Raw genomic sequence first — 22,648 nt, forward strand, 5'->3', positions numbered from 1 at the left:
ATCGGCACAGTCTCACGCGAGGGAGGCCGACGGTGCGCGACGACAGCCAGGGCGGGGCGAACGGTGACAGCGAGTTGGACGGACTCCGGAGGGTGGAAGCCGTCAGCGGGCCGGCCGTGCGGCCGGTGCGCGGATCAACCCGACTGCCGCCGCTCCCGGGCGAACCGCCTTACTCGGTCTTCGTTTCCTCGATCGGGGACCCGACCGTGCTCTGGTCCGACACGCCTGCCCAGCCCCAGGGGCTGGACGGCGCGGGCGGGGGCGTCGATCCGGAGCGGGCGCGCCTGATCAGTGTGGCCGAGGCGGTGGAGCGGTACACCAATGCCTTCTACCAGCCGCACATGGTGCGGTGGGCCTCGGCGGACGAACTCGGGGACGAGGCCGTCTCGTTGCAGTCACTCCCGCGCTGCTCGGCGGCCGAGCTGGCGGACGAGGCCAACTGGCTGATCGACCCCGACCCGTCCCTGCCGCAGCGCTGGGTGCGCGGCTGGTCCTTGACCAGAGGGCGCCCGGTATGGGTACCGGCCACCTACGTCTGGCTGTTCACGGCGCACGAGGCGTACGGCGAACGCATAGCCAACCCCATCTCAACCGGCTGTGCCGTTCACTCCGACGTCCACCAGGCCCTCGTCAACGGCATCTGCGAAGCGGTCGAACGCGACGCGATCTCGCTGGTCTGGCTCCAGCGCCTGGAGCTGCCCGAGATCGACGTCTCCGACGACCCGGCGTTCACCGCGCAGCGCGACCTCGTGCGCGACGGTTTCGTGGAGTACCGGTTCTACGACGCCACGACCGACGTCGGCGTGCCCACCGTCTACGCCGTCGTCCTCAGCGATCACCACGAGTCCCTCGGCCAGCTGGTCATGTGCGCGTCCGGGCCGGACCCCGTCGGCATCGTCCGCAAGATCTACCGCGAGGCGGCGTCGTCAAGGATCGCGCTCCAGATGCCGCACCAGGTGCCCGACGATCCCCAGGACTTCACCAGCGTGCTGCACGGCGCCATCCGCATGGGGCGCCCCGAACAGCGCGACGCCTTCGACTTCCTGCTCAAGCGGCCCCGCCCGACCCGGTCGCTGGCCGACCTGCCCTCCGCTCCCGCCGCCGACCCCGCGGAGCAACTGGCGTGGCTGGTCCAGCGGCTGGACGCGATCCGGGCCGAGGTGATCGCCGTCGAGCTGACCACCTCGGAGGCACGCCACGCGGGCCTGCGCTCGGTACGCGTCATCGTGCCCGGGCTGATGCCCCTGTCCTTCGTCCACCGGAACCGGTACCTCGGCCACCCCCGGCTCTACCGCGCACCCGAGGCGATGGGATTCACCAGCCGTCCCGAGCACGAGCTCAACCCCCACCCCCAGCCCTTCGCCTAGACCCTCTCGTTCGGATCGTGCCGGGCTCGCATGCCCGCGCCGCGCCGATCCCGCAGCCCCCGGGCCCGGGAAGCCCCCAGCCCTCCGGCCCTGGCGGACCCGGGGGCACAGGCGACAAGCCCATGACAGCTCATTGTGCACCTCCTGCTCTCGCCGCCAGGCAAGCCGGCAGATCCAGGTGCACTGCCCTGCAGCACTAGGAGAACCCCGTGCCGCTCACCCGAGAACCCACCCACGTCCTGTGGACCGGTACGTTCGGCCGGAGCGTGGCCGACCACCTGTCCAGAACAGCCGGCTGGCGATCGTCCCCCGCCGACGTGCACGGACGCCGATCCGCCGAGTGGCCCCCTGCCGCGTTCCGCGTCGTTGCCCTCTGGCGCCATGAGTCCGCCCTGCTGGCCCGGGTCGCCCGGCTCCATGCGGCCTGGGGCACGGCCTGGCTCCCGGTAGTGCAGGAGTACCCGGTGATCCGGGTGGGACCGCTCGTCGTGCCGGGCGAAGGATCGTGCTACTCCTGCTACCTCCGGCGCAGAGCGCAGCACGACCAGGGACGCCCTGTGACGCAGGCGCTGGAGACGGCGTTCGACGCGGCGCCCGAGAACGGGGTCACCGGCTACACCGACGCCCAGGCGTTGATCGCCGCCGGTGTCACGGCCGACCTGGTGTCCCGTCACCTCACGGAGCGGACCGTCGCGCCGGGCCATGTCGTGTTCTACAACGTGTTGACCCGCTCGCTCTTCGCCGACACGGTCCTCGGGGTCCACGGCTGCCCGGAGTGCGGACCTTCCGTCGACCCCGACGACGGCTGGCGCGAACTCGCCGAAGACCTGACCCGACCGCCGGCCGCCGGGGCAGGGGCCGGTGCAGGGGCCAGGGCCGGTGCAGGGGCCGGAGGCGGAGGCGGACGGTGAACGCACCCGCGAACGACACCCGCCGGCGCGGCACCCCCGCCGCCGTACTGGCCGCCGCCGTTCAGGGCGATCCGCAGTTCCGGGTGCCTGAACGCCCGCAGCTCTGCCGTGGACTGCACATCGTCGACACGCCCGAAGGAGTGGTCGTCGACGGCGCGGCCGAGCGCCAGCACCTGCGCGGAGCATCCGCCGCGGTGCTCCGGCAGACCCTGCTGCCCCTGCTCGACGGCACCCGGGACCACGCCGCCCTGGCCGAGGCGACCGGCTGGAGCCTGAAGGCCGTCGGTCAGGCGGTGGCGACCCTCTACTTCGGCGGCGTACTGGAGGACGCGGAACAGGCGGTCGCCCTGCCGGAGGGGACGGGGCCGTCATCGTCCGCCGCGATCTGGATGTCCCGGACCCTGGACTGCAGCCGTGTCCACGCCCATTCCAGCCTGATGGCCCAGGCCGCCCTGTGGTCCCGGGTCCGCCTCGCCGTCCGGGAATCCTGGCGGGCTCCGCTGCGGGCGGCACTCGCCGACCTCGGCATCACCGACGTCTCGCAGGCCACACCGGCCTCGGCGAAGACGCTGGCGAGCGACGCCCTGGTGGTGGTCGACCTGGCCGCCCCCGCCGACACGGTCGACCGGATGGTCGAGGCCACCGCGGACCGCGGCCTGCGCCTGCTGCTGGTGGACGAGCGGGACGGCCGCGTTCTCGTCGGCCCGCTGGTCGACCCCACGGCGACGGCCTGCGCACGCTGCGCCCGCGCCGCGGTGGGACCGGAGAGCGATCCCGTCCTGTGGGAGTCGGTTCCCACCGCGGGCTCGATGGTCGCGGCCGGGCTGATCGCCGAAGAGGTCCGGGCGCTGCTGCTCCGCAACGAACCGGCCCAGTCCCTCGGCGGGCAACTGGCAGTGGACCTGGCGAACGCGACCACCAGCGTGTACAAGCTGACCCCCGAGACCGACTGCCCCACCTGCTACCCCACGTCCGCCGAGCGCACCGACCCGCTGCCGGCCGCACCGCTGCACTACGAACACGCCGTCGGCTTCCCGCCCCGGCACCTGGTCAACCCGAAGGCCCACCAGCACCACTTCCGTCCCGAGAACGTCGGCCTGCAGTTCGAGCACCTGCGGTACCCGAGCAACCCGCGCCAGCCGCTGCCCGAGCTGAACCTGGCCGAGCTCCAGGCCCTTTCCGCCGCGGAGGAACCCGCGGACTGGCCCACCGTGCTCGCGGCGGCGCTCCGCTTCACCGCCGGGCTGCGCGCACCCTCCGACGCCGGCGAGGCCACCGATCCCGGCCGGGTGAACCGCTGGTCGCCCAGCGGCGGGAATCTCGGGTCCTGCCACGCCTACGCGGTGCTCCGCGGTGTGCCGGGGCTCGCCGACGGCATCCACTACTACGACGCCGCGGCACACGCCCTGACCGCGATGCACCCTCATGCCGATTACGCGCGCGCCGTGTTGACCGCACTGGGAGCGCCGCCGGACAAGGAGTCGGGCGTTCCGGACGTCTACCTGGTCCTCGCCTCGGACATCGGACGGGTCGCCCGCAAGTACGGGCCGTTCTCCTACCGGGTCGGGAACCTCGACACCGGATGCGCGCTGGCCCAACTGGGCCTCGTCTCCTCCGCGACCCGGACGGCACTCCGGCTTCTCGACCCCCATGTCCTCCAACCCCACCGGGAGACGGTGACCGGCGTCAGCGGTCCCGCGCTCCTCACCGCAGCCGTGCAGCTCCGTCAGGAAGGGAGCGCCCCGTGCCGCTGATCGACATCGGCCGTCTCACCGAGGACCTGCTGACCGCGCCGCCCGCGTCCACGCCGCCGGCGACGCATGAGCCCCCGCCCCGGGCGCCCGTGGCCGTGCCGGGCAGTCCCGTCGAGGCCCTGCGCAGGCGGGGAGCGGTGCGTGCCTGGTCCCATGAGCCCCTCGACGGAACTCTGCTGCCCCGGGCTCTGGACTATGCCCGCGAGCAGGACGCCCGCCTCTGGCAGCCGGCCTTCCCCGAACTGCCCTCCCCGGTGGCGACCGTCCTCGCCCACAGCGTCGAGGGCCTCCCCCGGGGCGTCTATCGCTACGGCGCGGGAGCGCCGGGCCCCACCCCGGAGCCCGGCGAGCTGCCGCCGCTGGAAGACCTGGTGCTCCAGCTCGAGTTCGCCCGGGCTCCGGCCGTGGTCGTGGTGCACGGCGACCTTGCGACGGCCGTGGCACGGTACGGCGTGACCGGCCATCGGCAACTCCTGGCTCGGGGCGCGGCATTCGCGCACTCCGTGTGGCTGGCGTCCCTGTGCGGCGGCGCCGTCGGCTCCGTATTCGCGGGGGTGCTGAGCGCCGCCGGCCGCAACCATCTCGGTCTGGACGGCGCGGGCCGGGCCCAGCTCCTCGGCCTGGCCCTCGGCCGCCCACGGCGTTCCGCGTCACCCGAGGGCGGCTCCCGGCGATGACCACACAGACCGCCGGCGCGAGCGCCGGCACCCCACCGCCGTCCTGGCTGGACACCGAACGACCCGCCGCCCGGCCGGACATCGAGATCACCGAAGGGCTCAACGGCGAGCCCCTCGCCTACGACCCGGCGGGCGGCCACTACACCAGGCTCTCCCGCAGCGGAGCTGCCATCCTCACGGCACTCGACGGCACTGTGACCGGGCGGGAGTTCGCCCGCCGCGCGGTCGGCGCCGGCCGACCGGACGCCGACGGGAACGCCGAGCGGATGGTGCTGGACTTCCTCGGCGAGTTGCGGGCGGCCGGGCTCCTCACCGTCCCGCCCGCCCGGGGACGGCAGGAGGCGGCTGTCCGGTTCGCCCGGAGCAGTCATATGCCGCGCCGGGCTCTGGTGGGACCGCGCGTGTCCGACGTACTGGATCCGGTGGCCGCCGTACTGCGGCGCGCGCCGGGCCTGTTCGGCGTCCTGTGGACGGCGGCGGCCGTCGGCAGTCTGATCGCCGCGGGCACTGTCGTCGCCTCGCAGGCCGCGGCCGAGGGCCCGAGTCTGTCCGGGCTGGGCACGGGCTGGGCCCTGATCGTCGGACTCATGATCGTGCAGACCGTGGTCCACGAGCTGAGCCACGGGGTGGCCTGCCGGTTCTACGGCGTGCGGGTCAGGGAGATCGGCATCGGGCTGCTGTTCTACCTCGTGCCCGCGGCCTATGTGGACCGCACCGACGCCTACCGGCTGCGCACCCGCGGACCGCGGGCGGTCATCGCCCTCGCCGGCGTGGCGCTGGACATGCTGTGGCTCGGCGGCTGGGCCGTGCTCGCGCTCACCGCGAGCGGCGGCGCCGCCCAGCTCTCGGTGGTGATGGTCTGGCTCCAACTCGGCCTGCTGCTGGCCAACCTGAACCCGCTGCTGCCCACCGACGGGTACCACGCGCTGGAGGCCGCGTTCGGCGCGGTCAACCTGCGGTCCCGGGCGCTGACCGCACTGCGCTGCCGGATCCTGCGCCAGGCGCCGCCGAGCTGGCTCGCCGCTCGAAGCCGCTCCCAGCGTGTCCGGTACCAGCTGTTCGGACTCGTCTGCCTGGTCTACGCACTGGCCATCGCGGTCTTCGTCGCCCGCTCGCTGGCGCTGTTGACGGGGTGGACGGCATGACCCGCACCATGCTCGGGAACGACGGCGTGGACACCACCGGCCACACGCTCGTCGAGGGACCTGCTCTGGCCCGCGTGGCCGGGCTGCCGGCGCGGTCCGTGGCGGTCCTGGCCGCCGAACCGCTCGCGCGGCTCCTCGACCGGATCGCCGCCGCCCGCGCCGACCTGCACGCCCTGGGCGTCGAAGTGGCGGAACTGCTGTACGCGGCCGTGCCGCTGATGGACTCGGCGTCCGGTCGCCGGGCGGCCCTCCGGTGGCGACGGGCCGCGCATGCGGCCGATCCTGTGCCGGCGCCCCCTGCGCTGGTCGCCGAGGTGGCCTCCGTCCTGTGCGGGACCAAGGCGGACTGCTCCGCGCTGCACCGCTGGGCGGAGAGCGCCGAGCGGCTCCGGACACACCGGTCGGACCTGCGGCAGGCGGTGGCGGAGACCCACGCGGAGCAGGAGCGATCCCTGGCCGCGCTCATGGCGGAGCCGGCGGTGGCCCGGGCCCTCTCCGTGGTCTCCCCGGTGTTCTTCGCGCGGATGGCCAAGGACCGGGCGCTGGACCGTGGGGAACGGGTGACCGCGTACGGGTACGCCGTCCGCACCACGCTGAAGGCCAGCCCGCTCTCGTCGCTCACGGACGTGGTCGTCCCGGGCGCGGCGCACGGGGAACGGGTCCGGGTCGGTCTCCACCCCCTGGTCGGCCGGGTGCTGCTGCACACGGCGGCCACCCGGGCCGAGGTACGCGACCAGCTGGTGTGGCGGGCCAACGACTCCCTCAGGGGAGCGGGGGGAACGGCCCGGTTGAGCGTGCCGCTCCTGTCGGCCGGCGACGGCTGGGCCTGGTCCCACCAGCTGTCGGTGGACGCCCGCCGGCGGCCGGATCTCAGCTCCGTCCTCGGCGAGCCGGCGCGCTTCGAGGAGCCGGGGCGGCTGTCCGCGGACCGGCTGGGGCGCTATCTGGCGAGCGGCCTGGTCTGTGTCGACGACCCCTGTCCGCCGGACCGCCTCATGCCCTGGCTCGCCGGTCTGCTGGCGTCCGCGCCGGACGCGTCCGGCCGGACGGCCGCCGAGCTGCTGACCGAGGCGGCCGGACACCTTGCCCGTATCGCTGACGGCACCCCGTCCCAGCGGTCCCAGGGACTGCGGGGCCTCGACGCCGCCCTCGCCGCCGCGCTGAGGGAGCTGGACGCCCCCGACGAGTGGCCGCTCAACGCGGTCACGCCGGTCTACGAGGACCGTGCCGGCGCGGTCGGGGTCGACCCGCCGGTCGGCGAGGCCCGCAGGGCCGTGCTGCGCCACGCCGGGGCGGCCTGCGCTTCCCTCCGGGTCTCGGACGAGTACCAGGCCGTCACCGACGCCTTCGTCGCCCGCTTCGGCGACGGCGGCGTGTGCGAGGACGTCTTCGCCTTCTGCACGGACCTCGCCGAGACCGGGCCGCCGCGGACCGCTCCGCCAGGGGCGACGCAGAGCGGGGCGACGCAGAGCGGGGCGACGCAGAGCGGGGCACCGCAGAGCGGGCCGCCGCAGACCGGGGCACCGCAGACCGGGGCACCGCAGAGCGGGCCGCCGCAGACCGGGGCACCGCAGACCGGGGCACCGCAGACCGGGGCACCGCAGAGCGGGCCGCCGCAGACCGGGCCGCCGCAGACCGGGGCACCGCAGACCGGGGCACCGCAGAGCGGGGCGACGCAGAGCGGGGCACCGCAGACCGGGGCACCGCAGACCGGGCCGCCAGGTGCCCCGCGGCCCGCCCGGCCGGGCCGGTCGAGCTGCCTGCCCTCCCTCGCGGTCCTCTACCAGCACGCCCGTGGCCGTGACGAGGGCCCCCTGGTGGTCGTCAACCAGATCTCCTCAGGCTGCGGAGCCATCGCCGCGAGGTTCCACCGACTGCTCGACGGACCGGGCGGAGCAGGGTTCGCCGACCGGCTGCGGAACTGGGTCGCGACCCTCTACCCGCAGGCCGAGTGCCTGGAGTTCGTGCCGGCCAGAGAGGCCAACCCGCTCCAGGCCGACAGCGGCGGACTGCTGCCCGCGCTCCACTGGCCGGGTACCGCCCGGCCGTACGGGCCCGGAGCCCCGGTGACGGAGTTGCAGCTCGTGCACGACCCGGACCGCCACGCGCTGGAACTGCGCCGCCGCGGTGCGGGACCGGTCGCCCCCGTCTACCTGGGGACCGTGCCCCGGCACCTGGTGGGCGGCGCGGCACGGGTGCTGCTGACCCTGGCGGATCCCTGGTGGCTTCCCCCGGGGCAGGCCGACGGGACCCGTACGGACGGTCCGGTCAGCGTGCGGAACGGCGCGTTCCCCCGTCGGAGCATCGGGCGGGCGGTGGTGTGCCGGGCCCACTGGCGGTGCGACAGCTCCGAGGTTCCCCGACGGGCTTCGGGCGAGGACTGGCCCGACTTCCTCGAACGCGTGGACGGCTGGCGGCGGTCCAGGGGCATGCCCGCGGAGGTCTATGTGCGATGCGGGACCGGCTTCCCCCGGCGCGACGCACTCCGCAAGCCGCTGTGGATCGCCTTCGCCTCACCCGTCGGACTGGAGGCACTGCACCGGCTGCCCGATCGGCCCGGGGCGCCGGTGGTCTTCACCGAGTGCCTGCCGGACCGCGAGGACCCCACCGGACGGGTCGGGGGCCGGGAGCGCGTGGTGGAGCACTGCCTGCACGTGGCCCGCACCAGCCCGACGGCAGGAGGGCGGCACTGAGATGGACACAATGGACACACCGGAATGGCTGTACGCACGCCTGCACCACACCAGCCACCAGGACGGGGAACTCCTGCTGGGCACCCTGGTCCCGGACTGGGCGGCCGCGGCCGAACGGCTCGGCGCCGCTCGCTGGTTCTTCATCCGCTACGCCGACGCCGACGGTCCGCATCTGCGACTGCGCTTCTACGGTCCGCCCGCCGCGATGGACGCGTGCTGGGCCGCGGGACGGGAGCTCTGGCGTCGATCCGACCGTCGCAGGACCGCCCCGGGCGAGGTCCGCCGACTCCATCCGGCGGCGGAGGACTTCACCCCGCGGCGCGGTCACCGGCGTCTGTCCCTGGGCGTCTACAGCAGGGAGCACCACTACTACGGGTCCCCCGCCGCCACCGAGATCGCCGAGGAGGTGTTCCAGGCGAGCAGCCGGGCGGCGCTCGCCACCGTGGCGGCTACGGGCGCCGACCGCACGGCGCGCGCCCTGCTCGCGCTGGAGTTCCTCCGGGCCTGCACCGGCAGCCTCGGCCCGGCACAGCGCAGCCGCGTCTGGCGACTGCACTGGCGGCACTGGACGGCCGTCCTGGACGGCGATCCGACGGGGCTGGGCCAGGCGGAGGAGTCAGCGGCGCGCTGGCGGGCCGCCGCGCGTGCCGGCGCTGCGGATCAGGCGGAACCGCTCGTCCGGTTGGCCGAGCGGGTCGTGGACGGAGTTCACCGGGCGCTGGCCGTGGACCCGGAGGCGGTCGCCTCCCGGCTCCTCCTGATGCACATGCACATGACTCTCAACCGACTCGGCTTCCTGCCTCTGGAGGAAGCCGTCCTCGGGCGGGCCGCCCAGGAGGGCGACCATGCCGTCCCCGTCGGCCTCTGAATCCGCCCGCCGCGAGCAGCGCCCCGCCTCCCCGGGGCCGCTTCCGCCGGGGTCTCGTCCCGCCCCCAGCCGGAGAGACCCAGGCCCCAGACCCGGCGCGCATCCGTGCGCCGTACCGGTCCCGTCCGACCGGACCGGAACCCAGTGATCACGACGATCAGAGAGGAACTCAGATGAACGACCTGGACCTGCACCTGGAGCAGGAAGCACCCGAGATCGAGGTCCTGCCGGACACCCAGTCCGCGGGGTCCTCCGCCGGCTGCGTCAGCACTGCCGGCTCCTTCTCCTGCCCCGCGGGGTCGATCGGCAGCGTGGGCTCCGCCAGCAGCGCCGGCTGACGCGCAGGCGCGCGCGTACCGCGCACACCGTCGCCCGGCCCGCCCGGGGCCGGTCCCGCCCCCCGGCGGTCGGGGGGCGGACACACCAACACCCAACGAAGGAGAACCGTCGTGAACGATCTCGATCTGCGCCTGGAGCAGGAAGCGCCGGAGCTGGAGGTGCTCCCCGAGGAGTACTCCGCGGGCAACGTCTCCTGCGCCGCCACCGTGGGCTCCGGCTCGTGCCCCGCCATGACCTGGGGCACCGCCAGCACGCTGAGCTCGAAGTAGCCGTCAGGACCGGGCGGGGCGCCGTCCCACCCGTCGCCGACGACCGACCGGAACACGACCACGGAGAAGGAGAGTCACGTGTCAGAGACGCACAACCTTGAACTCGTCCTGGAACAGGAACTGCCGGAGCTGGAACCGCTGCCGTCCGCCCAGGCGCCCGGCAGCACCCTCGGCAGCGCCAGCAGCATCAGCTGCGCGTCCTGCCCGGCGGGCTCGCTGAGCAGCGCCGGCACGGCAGGCAGCCACTGACCCGGCAGCGCACGACACCACCCGCGCACCACACGACCCGAGCACCACACGACCCGAGCACCACACGACCCGAATACGACACCCCTTCCGGCGGGCGACAGCCTGCCGGCCGCAGAACAGGAGGCGACCATGTCCGACTCAGCAGACGACGACCGTCTGAACCCGCTGAAGGCGCTCGACCTGAGCCTCGCTCAGGAACTCCCGGAGCTGGAGGTGCTGCCGTCCGCGCACGCGCCGGGCAGCACCTTCGGCACCGCCGGCACCGGGAGCTCCATCTCCACCCCGTCGGGCACGTTCAGCAGCGCCGGTTCGGCGAGCAGCGCATGAGCGCTGCCCGGCTCCCGGGAGACCGGGTGACCGCGCGCACGGCGTGACCCGGCCCGGGGACCGGGCGTGGGAGGCCGGTTCGCGCCGCCGTGCGCGGACCGGCCGCCCTCAGTGGCCGGTGAGCTGTCCGGCGAGCTTGCCGTGCATGTCGGCGCTGGGCTTGTTCAGGCCGATGATGGTGACCTTCTTGCCGCGCTGGTTGTACTTGGTCTCGATGGCGTCGAGGGCGGCGACGGAGGAGGCGTCCCAGATGTGGGCGTCGGACAGGTCGATGACGACGTCGTCCGGGTCGTCCTTGTAGTCGAACTGGTAGACGAGGTCGTTGGAGGAGGCGAAGAACAGCTCGCCCGTGACCGCGTACACGACCTGGTTGCCGTCCGGGTCGACGACTCCGGTGACCTCGGCCATGTGGGCCACCCTCTTGGCGAAGATCACCATGGCGGCGACGGAGCCGACGATGACGCCGATGGCGAGGTTGTGCGTGGCGACGACGACGGCGACGGTGACGGCCATGACGGTGGTCTCGCCGACCGGCAGGCGCTGGAGGGTCTTCGGGGCGATGGAGTGCCAGTCGAAGGTGGCGACCGACACCATGATCATGACGGCGACCAGGGCGGCCATCGGGATGTCCGAGACGACCGGCCCGAAGACGATGCACAGCACCATCAGGAAGGAGCCGGCGAGGAAGGTCGACAGCCGCGTGCGGGCGCCGGAGACCTTCACGTTGATCATCGTCTGACCGATCATGGCGCAGCCGCCCATGCCGCCGAAGAAGCCGGTGACGATGTTGGCGATGCCCTGGCCGATGGACTCGCGGGTCTTGTTGGAGTGGGTGTCGGTGAGGTCGTCGACCAGCTTGGCCGTCATCAGCGACTCCATCAGCCCGACCAGCGCGAAGGCGAAGGCGTACGGGGCGATGGTCGTCAGCGTGTCCATGGTGAACGGCACGTCCGGCAGCCCCGGCACCGGCAGCGAGGACGGCAGCTCGCCCTTGTCGCCCACGGTCGGCACCGCGAGACCCGCGCCGATCGTGATGACGGTCAGGACGACGATGGAGACCAGCGGCGCGGGGACGACATTGGTCAGCTTCGGGAAGAAGACCATCATCAGCAGGCCGGCGGCGATCAGCGGGTACACCACCCAGGGCACATCGCTCATCTCCGGCACCTGCGCCATGAAGATCAGGATGGCGAGGGCGTTGACGAAGCCGACCATGACGCTGCGCGGAATGAACCGCATCAGCTTGGCCACCCCGAGCGCGCCGAGGGCTATCTGCATCAGACCGCCGAGAATGACTGCGGCTATCAGGTAGCCGAGGCCGTACTCCTGGTTCAGCGGGGCGATCACCAGGGCTATGGCGCCGGTCGCGGCGGAGATCATCGCCTTGCGGCCACCCACGATCGCGATGACCACCGCCATGGTGAAGGAGGCGAAGAGCCCGACGGCCGGGTCGACTCCCGCGATGATCGAGAAGGAGATCGCCTCGGGGATCAGCGCCAGGGCGACCACGAGCCCGGCGAGGACCTCGGTGCGGAAGACCCTGGGCGAAGCGAGCCAGTCGGGCTTGGACGGCTTGGGCACAGCGGCGAGCGGTGAGGACATGCAACCGTTTCTTGTTCCGTGCGCACACGCCCAACCGCTGGACGCAAGCGCGCTTCGTACTCGACTCCGTTACCGAGGTCAGTCCCCGGCGGCCCGGCCGCGACGGGGGCCCTGCCAGTGGGAGAGGCGGCCGGGAGGCCGCCGGTCGGGCATCATTGCCCGGAAGCCTTGGGTCGCCGCCCGGGTGCGGCCCGGTCTGGACCGCATTGGCGGCGAACATCCATGACTCTACCCTGACGTGAGGGCAGAGTGCGACGTGAGGCTTGTGAAATGCAGATAAACGGCACGTTCGGGCTGTGACTCCAGCCATTCATCCGGGGTGGAGCCGGCCAGTCACGGCGTGCACGGTGGGACGGAGAAGGCAGACAATGGCGGACCAGGCACGGCAGATGCAGATCGGTGAGGTTGCCGAGAGGACCGGTCTGTCGCTCCGCACGATCCGCCATTACGAGGACGTGGGCCTCGTCACACCGTCCGCCCGCAGCAAGGGCGGCTTCCGTCTCTACACGGAAGCCGACGTCGACCGGCTCATGGTGGTCCGCCGGATGAAGCCGCTGGACTTCTCGCTGGAGGAGATGCGGGAGCTGCTGGGAATCATCGACCGGATCACCGCCGCCGACAACGCCCCTGCCGAGGACGAGCGACAGCGCCTGCGCGAGCGGCTGGACGCGTACCAGAAGGTCGCCGACGCACGCTGCGAGAAGCTGCGGGCCCAGCTGATGGCCGCCGAGGACTTCGCCGCCACGCTCCACCGCAAGCTCGACGAAGTCGGCTGACCTCGTGCCGCCGGTGACATGGGGCGCCGAGGCGGTCCGGCGCGGGCGGCGACGGGGGCCGGACTGCGCCTCGGAGCGGCCCGAGGGCCCGACGGGAAAGCGCATCGACTGAACCGGACTCCCGGGCGCACGCCTCCGCGCTCCCTCGCGCTTCCGCGTGTCTCGCAGCACACTTGACGCCTGTACAGGAACTGGCTCTCGGAGGGGGACGCATATGCGGGACAGCCACCGGGCGGATGCCGAGCGGCTGTTGGTGCGGGCGGTGGAGGAGGAGCTGCGGCGGACGGGCGGCCGCGGCGACTCCGGCGTGCTGCTGACACGCGCGCGGGCCGCGCTCGACGGCATGGCGGCGGCCGCACAGGAGGAGTACACGGCGTACGAGCGGGCGCTGGCCGAGGCGGAGGCCGGGCAGGAGCCCCTGTCCGCTCGCTTCAGCCGGCAGAACGTGTCGACTCCGGCGCTGGTGACGGCCGTTGCCGCGGTCGCAGCCGTCGGCGCGGACATGGCGTTGGGCACCGCGACGGGCACCGCCCTGAGCGCCGGAGCCGTGGTCGCGGTCGCGGGGGCCGCGACCACGGTCGCCAGGGTGACCGCCGCCCACTGGCCCGCCGCGCACCGCAGGGCAGCTGTTCTCGGCCGCCCCGGCGGCCCCGAGCAGCTGAGGCTGCAGTGGCTGACGGCGCTGGAGGTGCGGGGCATCCGGCCGTTCCTCGACCAGCAGCGGATGCTCGCCTCCACCACCCGTACGGGGTCCAAGAAGGCGGACGTCGTACGGCAGCCGCAGCTCCGCGGCGGGAACCGCAGCGCCGCCGCACGCCGCCGGTCCGCACTGGAGCAGTCGTTCGCGCATCTGCCGCAGCCCGAAGGGCCGTTCGCCGGCCGCCGCGACCAGCTGACGCAGATCGCCCAGTGGGTGCACGCCGCCCGGGCCTCGACGCGGACCCGGCCCACGGTCGTCGTGCTGCACGGCACTCCCGGCGCGGGCCGCACCACGCTCGCGGTGCGGGCGGCTCACCACCTCAAGGACCAGTTCAAAGGCGCGTGTCTGGTCGACCTCCGCGGCGGGAGCGAGCATCCGCTGTCCACCCGCGACGCCCTGCTGCATCTGCTGAACCGGCTGGGCGCACCGCGCGAGCAGCTGCTGTTCCGTGAGCGCGCCGCCGAACGCACCTCCGCCGAGCAGCAGGTGCGGCGGCTCGGCGAGCTGTACCACCAGCATCTGACCGGCGTGCCGGTGACCGTGGTGCTCGACGACGCGAGCGACCCGGAGCAGGTGCGCGCGCTGGTGCCGGAGCGGTCTGACAGCCTGGTGCTGGTCACCTCCCGCGAGCGGATGAAGTTCCCGGACGACCTGCCCGCCTGGGTGCACGAGCTGTCCGTGGACCCGCTGGACCCGGCCGCCGCCGAGGAGCTGCTGCGGGCGTCCGCGGAGGGCCGGGAGACCGGACCGTACGACGCTCAGGCCGCCGAGCGGGTGCGCGAGTTGTGCGCCGGGCTGCCGCTCGCGCTGCGCATCGCGGGCTCCTCGCTCGGCCCCGCTCGCTCCCTGCAACAGCTCGCCGCCGACCTCGCCGTACCGCAAGGCACCACCGACCCATCCGTACCGCAGGACCCCGCAGCCCCCGCCGCACCGCAAGGCACCGCCGACCCATCGGTACCGCAGGACCCCGCCGACCCCGCCGCACCGCAAGGCACCACCGACCTATCGGTACCGCAGGACCCCGCCGCCCCCGCCGTACCGCAGGGCGGCGGCGATCCGCTGGAGCGCGCCCTGCGGCTCCGCTACGACGGGCTGCCGGAACCGGCCCGGCTGCTGCTGCGGCGGCTCGCGCTCGCCGGGCGGGCCTCCCTGGGCGCCGCCGCGGCGGCCGCGCTGCTCGCCGCCGACGACCAGGAAGCGCAGCAGCTGCTCGCCGAGTTGGCCCGCGCCGGCCTGATCGACCCGGTGCGCTCCGGCCGGTACCGGCTGCATGACGCCGTACGGGCCTTCTCCCGCGCCCGGCTGCTGGACGAGGAGAAGCCCGCCGATCGCACGGCCGCGCAGGAACGGCTGATCCAGAACTACGCGGAGCTGGCCGGCGCCGTGATCCACATGGTCGACGGAAAGCGGTCGACGCGGGCCGGCCGGTTCGGGGCGCACGGCTTCCCCTCCCTGGACGCGGCGCTGCGCTGGCTGGACGACGAGTCAAGCTTCATCACCTCCGCCCTGCGGCATGCGGAGGGCGTCAACCAGCAGGCGGTGCTGAACCTGCTGGGCGCGCTGTGCGACTACTGCCTGCTGCGCGGCGACCTGTACCGCCTCGGTGAGATCAGCGAGCTGTCGCAGGCGGTGGGCCAGGGGCTGCTGGAACGTTCGGTGCAGTACCGCACCGGCATCGCCGCCCGCCAGCTCGGCGAGCTGGACACGGCCCGCACTACCCTGACGTCCGTCGTCGGCCTCTACCGCGAGGCGCACAACGAGCCGGGCGAGGCGCTGGCGCTCTGCTCGCTCGGCATCACCCTGCACCACCAGGGCAACCTGACGGAGGCGGCGGCGAAGCTGCGGGAGGCGGCAGCCCTCCAGTCCGCGGAGGAGCGGTCCGGCGACCGGGCCTGGTCGCTGCACGCGCTCGCCGCCGTGGAACGCGACCGGGCGAACCTGGCGGAGGCGCTGACCCTGCTGGCCGACGCCATGGAGCTGCACCGGGAGAACGAGTCCCTGCACGGCGAGGCCTGGACCCACTTCCAGCTGGGACAGGTGTGCCTGCGGATGGGCGATGTGCCCCGCGCGGAGACGGAGCTGCGGGCCGCGCTGGAGTTGTACGGGCGCACCCGTGACGGCAGAGGCGAGGCCTGGGCGCTCACCCAGCTCGCCCGGGCCCGCCTGGTGGACGGCGACGCGTCGGCGGCGGTGGACCAGCTCCGCCAGGCCCTGTCGCGGCACCGGGACAGCGAGGACGCACGCGGCGAGGCATGGACCCTGTACTACCTGGGGCAGGCGCTGGAGGAGCGCGGCGACCGCGATCAGGCGGTGCGGGAGCTGGAGCGGGCGCGGACGATGTTCTCGCGGATGCGGGATGTATACGGGCTTGCCTGCTCCCGTCACCACTCGGGCCGGGTCACCCGGGACCAGCGCGCCGCCCGCACCGGCAGTCTGCGGAACTCCGGCTTCGCCCGCCAGCTGCTGACCGACGCCCGCGCCGACTTCACCCGCATCGGCGTGGCGCACGGCGCCGCCTGGACCTGTCTGGAGCTGGCGGTGATCGACGCGGGCAACAACCGGGCCGCCCAGGCGCTTCAGCTGTGCGACGAGGCGGCCGCGCTGTTCGCCTCGTACGGGGACCGGCGCGGCGCGGACTGGGCGGCGTTCCTGCGCTGCACGCTGCTGCCGTACGCCTCTCCCGGCGGCTCCGAGGTCGGCGCCGCCGTCGCCGAGGAGGAACTGGCCCGCCTCCTGGCCGCCCCGCACCCCTTCCGCGACGCCAAGCTGGAGGACTGCGCGGAGGCCCTCTCCGTGATGCTGACCCGAGGCATCCGCCTTGAGGACGGCTGGCAGGCCTGGGCCCTGGGCATGGTCCCGAACCGCCACGCGCGTGAGGTCATGGGGGTGCCGGTGGGCGGGGAGGGATAGCGCCCCGCCGCCGGCGAGAACCGCCGTAGCGGTCCCGCAGCGGCGCGGCCGCCGCGGGACCGGGTCCCTTCGGAGCCCGCAGGGGTCCGGGGGTGAAAAGCCCCCGGCATTGGGATCAGGCCGTGCCCGGCGCGTCCTTCTTCGACGGCGTCGCCGCCCCCGGCTCCAGCGCCTCCTCGAAGTCGACCCGCCCCATGTGGCGGTTCATGGACTTCATCAGGAACCACACCCCCACCGCCAGCGCGGCGAAGACGAGGAAGCCGAGGACTCCGGGCGTGACCTTGTTCTCGTCGAGCTCCTTGGCGAGCGGTACGAGATGCGTCGCTGCGATGTGTGCGCTTGCGCTCATGTCAGGCATTGTCCCGGACGCCCGCGAAGAGGTCGTCCTCGGGGAGGGAGGTGTCGACGAGCGACTTCGCCAGCTCGTACTCCTCCGTCGGCCAGACCTCCTTCTGGATCTCCATCGGCACCTTGAACCAGCCGCCGTCCGGGTCGATCTGCGTCGCGTGCGCGATCAGCGCCTTGTCGCGGATCTCGAAGAAGTCCGCACACGGGACGTGCGTGGTCAGCGTCCGCTCCGCGCGCTCGAACTCCTTCCAGCGCTTGAGCCACTCCCCGTACGGGGAGTCCATTCCGCGCTCCAGCAGCGCCTCGTGCAGCGCGAGCGTGCGCGGACGGTTGAAGCCCTGGTTGTAGTAGAGCTTCTGCGGCTGCCAGACGGGCCCGAACTCGCTTTCGGGGAACTTCTCCGCGTCCGCCGCCCCGTCGAAGGCCACCATCGTGATCTTGTGGGTCATGATGTGGTCGGGGTGCGGATAGCCGCCGTTCTCGTCGTACGTGGTGATCACCTGGGGCCTGAAGGAGCGGATGGACTTCACCAGCCGCCCCGCCGCCTTGTCCACGTCCTCCAGTGCGAAGCAGCCCTGCGGCAGCGGAGGCAGCGGGTCGCCTTCGGGCAGGCCGGAGTCGACGAAGCCGAGCCACTCCTGGCGTACGCCGAGGATCTCCCGGGCCTCGTCCATCTCTCTCTTGCGGACCTCGTGGATGTGCTCCTCGATATAGGCGTCACCCTGGAGCTTGGGGTTGAGGATGGAGCCGCGCTCGCCCCCCGTGCAGGTCACGACCAGCACGTCCACCCCCTCGGACACATACTTCGCCATCGTGGCCGCGCCCTTGGACGACTCGTCGTCGGGATGGGCGTGGACGGCCATCAGTCGCAGCTGCTCAGTCAAAACTCGATCCTCGTTCATCCGTCACATTCGGAGACTTCTATAGTGACCGAACCGGGGGGCGGAAAATTCCGGCGTCCGGCCCGTGGAAAGGGACGATCATGAGTGCGGTGCGCCAGCAGCTCCCGGAGGGCCGTTACGGCCGCTCGGCGGATGAGCGCGCGGACCGCAAGCTCAAGGTCGTCGGAGCGGTGCTTGGCGTCGGCCTGGTGGCGATGGTCGGCTGGTTCGGCTACGACTACATAGCGGGGCAGAAGATCAGCGCCGAGATCATCAAGTTCGACGTGGCCTCCGCGGACGAGGTGCAGGTGCATCTGGAGGTGCGCAAGGACGCGGACGCGACCGGAAGCTGCGTGGTGCGCTCCCGCTCTGAGGAGGGCGTCGAGGTCGGTCGTCTCGAGGTGCCCGTCGACCGGCCGGGGCAGACGCGGATCGACCGGGTGGTGAAGGTCCGTACGACGGCGCAGGCGACCAGCGCCGAGCTGGTGGGCTGCCACGCCCGCTGAGGCCTCGGTTCGACGGACCCGGCCGACGGGCCCGCGTCGGTCCGGACCCGGCCGACCGACCCGCGACGGTCCGGACCCGGCCGACGGGCACGGCTGATCTGCCCGGCTGCCCGACCGGCCGGCTCGCCCCGGACCACGCCCGGCCGACCCGGTTGCGTAGGCGATGACCTGCGCATACGTCATTCTGATGGCTTTCGTCCTCCCTCTTTGGGCCCGGAATTGTTAGGCTCGTGGTTTCGCCCGCTCATGGAGGACCATTCTTCTGGGTAGGGCGATGCTTTGTATTCCCAGTACCTACAAGGAGCACCTGTGACCCAGACCAGCGAGAGCGTCACCTGGCTCACCCAGGAGGCGTACGACCAGCTCAAGGCGGAGCTGGAGTACCTGTCTGGTCCCGCGCGCGTCGAGATCGCCAAGAAGATCGAGGCTGCGCGTGAGGAGGGCGACCTGCGGGAGAACGGCGGGTACCACGCGGCCAAGGAGGAGCAGGGCAAGCAGGAGCTCCGTGTGCGCCAGCTGACCCAGCTCCTGGAAAACGCCAAGGTGGGCGAGGCTCCGGCGGATGACGGCGTCGCGGAGCCCGGCATGGTCATCACCGTCGCCTTCGACGGCGACGAGACCGACACCCTCACCTTCCTCATGGCCTCGCGCGAGTACGCGAGCGGTGACATCGAGACGTACTCGCCGCAGTCCCCGCTCGGCGCCGGTGTGAACGGCAAGCGGGTCGGCGAGGAAGCGGAGTATGAGCTGCCGAACGGCAGGATGACGATGGTGAAGATCATCGAAGCCAAGCCGTACACGGGCTGACCCGGACCGAGCGCCGGACGACGGCGAGGGGCCGCTCCCGCAGAGTTGCGGGAGCGGCCCCTCGCCATGTCACAGGCGTCGGCTCACCGAGTGTCAGGCCGCGGCCGAGCGGTACTTGCGCACCGCCAGCGTCCGGAAGAACGCGATGATCAGGACCGACCAGATGACCGAGGCCAGGATCGGGTGCTGCATCGGCCAGGCGTCCGGCGCCTTGTAGCCCGGCGGAAGGTTGCCGAACAGCTCACGGGCCGCCTGCACGGTGGCGCTGAAGGGATTCCACTCGGCGATGTGCCGCAGCACCGTCGGCATGTTGTCGGAGGGCACGAAGGCGTTCGAGATGAACGTCAGCGGGAAGAGCCAGACCAGCCCGCCCGAGGTGGCCGCCTCCGGGGTCCGCACCGACAGGCCGATCACCGCGCCGATCCAGGAGAAGGCGTAGCCGAGGAGCAGCAGCAGGGCGAAGCCCGCCAGCACCTTGCCCGCGTTCTCATGGGTGCGCCAACCGACGATCAGCGCGACGAGGGAGAGCACGACGAGCGTCAGCGCCGTCTGCACCAGATCGGCCAGCGTCCGGCCGGTGAGCACCGCTCCCCGCGCCATGGGCAGTGAGCGGAACCGGTCGATCAGGCCCTTGTGCATATCGTCGGCGATGCCCGCGCCCGCGCCGGCCGTGGCGAAGGTGACGGTCTGGGCGAAGATGCCGGCCATCAGATACTCGCGGTAGTCCGACGGCGAGGTGCTGCCCCCGACGGCGATGGAGCCGCCGAAGACATAGCTGAAGAGCACCACGAACATGATCGGCTGGATCAGCCCGAAGACGACCACTTCGGGGATCCGCATCATTCTGATCAGGTTCCGCCGGGCGACGACGAGGGAGTCGTTCACCGACTGGACGATGCCGCCACGGGGGCGGGGGGCCGCTGGCAGGGTGCCGCCGCCCTGGGTCTTCGTGGCGGTGGCGGTCACTTCACGGCCTCCTTCTGCTGCGCCGCGCCGTCGGCGCCGGTCTCGGTCTCGGTCTCGGTCTCGGCCGCATGACCGGTGAGGGAGATGAACACATCGTCGAGGGTGGGCCTGCGCAGCCCGATGTCGTCGATCTCCACCCCCCGGGCGTCCAGCTCCCTGATCACCTCGGCCAGCAGCTTGGCCCCGCCGGTGACGGGCACCGTGAGCTTTCTGGTGTGGTCGGCGACGGCGACCTCGCCCTTGCCGAATCCTGCGAGGACCTCGCGGGCCGGGGCTATCTGCTCGCTCACATGAACGACCACCTCGACGCGCTCACCGCCGGTCTGCGCCTTGAGCTGGTCGGCGGTCCCGCGGGCGATGACCCGGCCGTGGTCGACGACGCAGATGTCATGGGCCAGCCGGTCGGCCTCTTCGAGGTACTGGGTCGTCAGCAGCAGAGTCGTGCCGCCGTCGACGAGCTCCTCGATGACCTCCCAGAGGGCCTGGCGGTTGCGCGGGTCGAGTCCGGTCGTGGGCTCGTCCATGAACATCACCGGCGGGGAGACCACCAGTGCGGCGGCCAGGTCCAGCCGGCGGCGCATGCCTCCGGAGTAGGTCTTGGCCGGGCGGTCGGCGGCGTCGGCGAGGTTGAACCGCTCCAGCAGCTCGGCGGCGCGGGCCTTGGCGTCGCGTGCGCTCATCTGGTAAAGCTGGCCGACCATCTGAAGGTTCTCACGCCCCGTCAGATACTCGTCGACGGCGGCGAACTGACCGGAGAGGCCGATGGAGCGGCGCACCTCGTTGGGATGCTTGAGCACGTCGATGCCCGCGACGACCGCGCTGCCGCTGTCGGGCTGCAGAAGGGTGGTCAGAACCCGCACGGTGGTGGTCTTGCCGGCGCCGTTCGGGCCGAGAAGTCCCAGAACCGTGCCTTCGGGGACGTCGAGATCGACGCCGTCCAGAGCCCGTACGTCGCCGAAGGTCTTGACCAGGCCTTCGGCGTAGATGGCGCCTGGCATGGAGAGTCTCCCAGAGTGGCAGGTGGATGGGTGGGCTTGGCTGTCGTGAGCAAATCCTGGATATGCCGTGTTTCCCCCGCATGACAGGACGAAGCCGCGACAGCAGACACCACATTAACGCGATACATCGCGATACTCAAATGGTTTTTTTCGCGACTGTGTCGCGTCTTGCCGCCCGACGCCGGGACGCCGCGGACGGACAGGCTCACTGCTGCGGCATCACGCGGTAACCCGCCTCGCGCAACGCCGTCGCGACCTCCTCGCAGTGCTCGGGCCCCTTCGTCTCCAAGTGCAGCTCCACCTCCACCTCGGTCAGCCCGAGGCGCGGATCGGTCCGGACATGGCTGACGTCCAGGACGTTGGCGTCGACCACCGACAGCGCGCCCAGCAGCCCGGCCAGCGCACCCGGCCGGTCCGCGAGGCGCAGCCGCAACGAGAGATAGCGGCCCGCCGCCGCCATGCCGTGCCGCAGCGTGCGCTGGAGCACCAGCGGATCCACGTTGCCGCCGGACAGCACCGCGACGACCGGCCCCCCGGAGAACGCCGAAGGCTCGCTCAGCAGGGCCGCCACCGGGCTCGCCCCGGCCGGCTCGACGACCAGCTTCGCCCGCTCGAGACAGAGCAGCAGCGCACTGGAGAGGGCGTCCTCGGAGACCGTGCGCACCTCGTCGACCAGTTCGGCGACGATCCCGAAGGGCGCATCCCCCGGCCTGCCCACCTTGATGCCGTCCGCCATCGTCGTCGGGTTGTCGACGGCGACGGGACGCCCGGCGACCAGCGACGGCGGGTAGGCGGCCGCCCCCTCCGCCTGTACGCCGATCACCCGCACATCGGGGCGCAGCGCCTTCACCGCCACCGCGATGCCCGCGATCAGCCCGCCGCCTCCTACGCCGACGACGATCGTCCGCACCTCCGGGCACTGCTCCAGGATCTCCAGGCCGACCGTGCCCTGGCCCGCGATGATGTCCGGGTGGTCGAAGGGGTGGATGAACACCGCCCCGGTCTCGCGCGCATAGCGCTGCGCCGCCGCCAGGGTGTCGTCGACGACATGGCCGACCATCCGCACATCGGCGCCGTACTCACGGGTCGCCGCCACCTTGGGCAGCGGTGCGCCCACCGGCATGAAGACGGTGGACCGCACCCCGAGCAGGGACGACGCCAGCGCCACGCCCTGGGCATGGTTGCCCGCGGAGGCTGCGACGACGCCGGCCGCCCGCTCCTCCGGGGACAGCCCGGCGATCCGCACATACGCCCCGCGCAGCTTGAAGGAGCCGGTGCGCTGGAGGTTCTCGCACTTCAGATGGACAGGGGCGCCCACCAGCTGCGACAGATGCCTGCTGCCCTCCATGGCGGTGACGCGGGCGACGCCGGTGAGCATCTTCTGCGCCCCCTTGACGTCGTCCAGGATGACGGCCGGGGCACGGCCGCGCCCGCGGGCGCCGGAGGGGAGAAAGGGGCCAGGCCTGCTCACACTCATGACGCAAGTCTCGCAGCTCACGCCCCAACCGTCCCACCGCCTCCAGGGCTTCTCATGGGTTTGCCCAGGGCCGGTACG

21 protein-coding genes are annotated in these 22,648 nt (G+C 72.5%); 15 read left to right on the forward strand and 6 right to left on the reverse strand.

All coding sequences use genetic code 11. From position 1 onward, the window contains the following. Window positions 1–32 precede the first annotated feature (32 nt). From QCN29_RS25930 to QCN29_RS25980, 11 genes are all read left to right on the forward strand, one after another. Entirely contained in the window at window positions 33–1,367 is a 1,335-nt protein-coding gene (locus QCN29_RS25930) for a YcaO-like family protein (protein WP_279931168.1), read from the forward strand. A gap of 209 nt (window positions 1,368–1,576) precedes the next feature. Beyond that, the gene (locus QCN29_RS25935) at window positions 1,577–2,278 is read left to right on the forward strand and encodes a TOMM precursor leader peptide-binding protein (RefSeq protein WP_279931169.1); all 702 of its coding nucleotides are present in this window, start codon (window positions 1,577–1,579) and stop codon (window positions 2,276–2,278) included. Then, the gene (locus tag QCN29_RS25940; RefSeq protein ID WP_279931171.1) at window positions 2,275–4,032 is read left to right on the forward strand and encodes a nitroreductase family protein; all 1,758 of its coding nucleotides are present in this window, start codon (window positions 2,275–2,277) and stop codon (window positions 4,030–4,032) included. Before QCN29_RS25935 ends, QCN29_RS25940 begins: the two co-directional genes overlap by 4 nt. Beyond that, on the forward strand, window positions 4,023–4,709 hold the full coding sequence (locus tag QCN29_RS25945) for a nitroreductase family protein (RefSeq protein WP_279931173.1): 687 nt from the start codon (window positions 4,023–4,025) through the stop codon (window positions 4,707–4,709). The genes QCN29_RS25940 and QCN29_RS25945 overlap by 10 nt, the downstream gene beginning before the upstream one ends. Beyond that, window positions 4,706–5,854 (forward strand): PqqD family peptide modification chaperone, encoded by a 1,149-nt coding sequence (locus tag QCN29_RS25950; RefSeq protein ID WP_279931175.1) that lies wholly within the window; start codon window positions 4,706–4,708, stop codon window positions 5,852–5,854. The genes QCN29_RS25945 and QCN29_RS25950 overlap by 4 nt, the downstream gene beginning before the upstream one ends. Further along, a complete protein-coding gene (locus tag QCN29_RS25955) occupies window positions 5,851–8,547 on the forward strand; it encodes a hypothetical protein (protein ID WP_279931176.1) in 2,697 nt (898 codons plus the stop codon). The genes QCN29_RS25950 and QCN29_RS25955 overlap by 4 nt, the downstream gene beginning before the upstream one ends. A gap of 1 nt (window position 8,548) precedes the next feature. Continuing rightward, the gene (locus QCN29_RS25960) at window positions 8,549–9,415 is read left to right on the forward strand and encodes a thiopeptide-type bacteriocin biosynthesis protein (protein WP_279931177.1); all 867 of its coding nucleotides are present in this window, start codon (window positions 8,549–8,551) and stop codon (window positions 9,413–9,415) included. Window positions 9,416–9,588: 173 nt separating this feature from the next. Next, complete coding sequence (locus QCN29_RS25965) at window positions 9,589–9,753, forward strand: thiocillin family RiPP (protein WP_240137432.1); 165 nt, start codon at window positions 9,589–9,591, stop codon at window positions 9,751–9,753. 111 nt (window positions 9,754–9,864) lie between these two features. Continuing rightward, complete coding sequence (locus QCN29_RS25970; protein ID WP_240137433.1) at window positions 9,865–10,023, forward strand: thiocillin family RiPP; 159 nt, start codon at window positions 9,865–9,867, stop codon at window positions 10,021–10,023. A 78-nt stretch (window positions 10,024–10,101) separates the two neighbouring features. Further along, window positions 10,102–10,272, forward strand: coding sequence for a thiocillin family RiPP (locus QCN29_RS25975; protein WP_279931178.1), 171 nt, complete (start codon window positions 10,102–10,104; stop codon window positions 10,270–10,272). Between the two features lie 129 nt (window positions 10,273–10,401). Beyond that, a complete protein-coding gene (locus QCN29_RS25980; RefSeq protein ID WP_279931179.1) occupies window positions 10,402–10,599 on the forward strand; it encodes a thiocillin family RiPP in 198 nt (65 codons plus the stop codon). Window positions 10,600–10,707: 108 nt separating this feature from the next. On the opposite strand, the gene QCN29_RS25985 is transcribed toward QCN29_RS25980, so the two are convergent. Beyond that, on the reverse strand, window positions 10,708–12,201 hold the full coding sequence (locus QCN29_RS25985; RefSeq protein ID WP_279931180.1) for a SulP family inorganic anion transporter: 1,494 nt from the start codon (window positions 12,199–12,201) through the stop codon (window positions 10,708–10,710). A gap of 368 nt (window positions 12,202–12,569) precedes the next feature. On the opposite strand from QCN29_RS25985, the gene QCN29_RS25990 reads away from it, so the two are divergent. Beyond that, entirely contained in the window at window positions 12,570–12,977 is a 408-nt protein-coding gene (locus QCN29_RS25990; RefSeq protein WP_279931181.1) for a MerR family transcriptional regulator, read from the forward strand. Between the two features lie 214 nt (window positions 12,978–13,191). Beyond that, window positions 13,192–16,587 (forward strand): tetratricopeptide repeat protein, encoded by a 3,396-nt coding sequence (locus QCN29_RS25995; RefSeq protein ID WP_279931183.1) that lies wholly within the window; start codon window positions 13,192–13,194, stop codon window positions 16,585–16,587. A gap of 115 nt (window positions 16,588–16,702) precedes the next feature. Here QCN29_RS25995 and QCN29_RS26000 read toward each other — a convergent pair whose 3' ends face one another. Further along, the gene (locus tag QCN29_RS26000; protein WP_279931184.1) at window positions 16,703–16,945 is read right to left on the reverse strand and encodes a hypothetical protein; all 243 of its coding nucleotides are present in this window, start codon (window positions 16,943–16,945) and stop codon (window positions 16,703–16,705) included. Continuing rightward, the gene (mca, locus tag QCN29_RS26005) at window positions 16,938–17,819 is read right to left on the reverse strand and encodes a mycothiol conjugate amidase Mca (protein ID WP_279931186.1); all 882 of its coding nucleotides are present in this window, start codon (window positions 17,817–17,819) and stop codon (window positions 16,938–16,940) included. The genes QCN29_RS26000 and mca overlap by 8 nt, the downstream gene beginning before the upstream one ends. Before the next feature lie 98 nt (window positions 17,820–17,917). Between mca and QCN29_RS26010 the strand changes: the two genes are divergently transcribed. Both QCN29_RS26010 and greA read left to right on the forward strand, forming a co-directional pair. Continuing rightward, entirely contained in the window at window positions 17,918–18,322 is a 405-nt protein-coding gene (locus QCN29_RS26010; RefSeq protein ID WP_279931188.1) for a DUF4307 domain-containing protein, read from the forward strand. A 309-nt stretch (window positions 18,323–18,631) separates the two neighbouring features. Then, window positions 18,632–19,129 carry a transcription elongation factor GreA gene (gene greA / locus QCN29_RS26015; protein WP_279931189.1) on the forward strand — a complete coding sequence of 166 codons (498 nt, stop codon included), beginning with the start codon at window positions 18,632–18,634 and terminating at the stop codon, window positions 19,127–19,129. Window positions 19,130–19,222: 93 nt separating this feature from the next. Here greA and QCN29_RS26020 read toward each other — a convergent pair whose 3' ends face one another. The 3 genes from QCN29_RS26020 to ilvA form a co-directional block, all read right to left on the reverse strand. Beyond that, window positions 19,223–20,095: an ABC transporter permease gene (locus QCN29_RS26020; protein WP_279931190.1), complete on the reverse strand. Its 873-nt coding sequence runs from the start codon at window positions 20,093–20,095 to the stop codon at window positions 19,223–19,225. Beyond that, entirely contained in the window at window positions 20,092–21,093 is a 1,002-nt protein-coding gene (locus QCN29_RS26025) for an ATP-binding cassette domain-containing protein (RefSeq protein WP_279931191.1), read from the reverse strand. Before QCN29_RS26025 ends, QCN29_RS26020 begins: the two co-directional genes overlap by 4 nt. Before the next feature lie 205 nt (window positions 21,094–21,298). Further along, a complete protein-coding gene (gene ilvA, locus QCN29_RS26030; RefSeq protein WP_240137461.1) occupies window positions 21,299–22,570 on the reverse strand; it encodes a threonine ammonia-lyase in 1,272 nt (423 codons plus the stop codon). Window positions 22,571–22,648: the final 78 nt, after the last annotated feature.

Origin of the sequence: Streptomyces chengmaiensis, from assembly GCF_029846775.1 — a bacterium.
GTDB classification, from domain to species: Bacteria; Actinomycetota; Actinomycetes; order Streptomycetales; family Streptomycetaceae; genus Streptomyces; species Streptomyces chengmaiensis.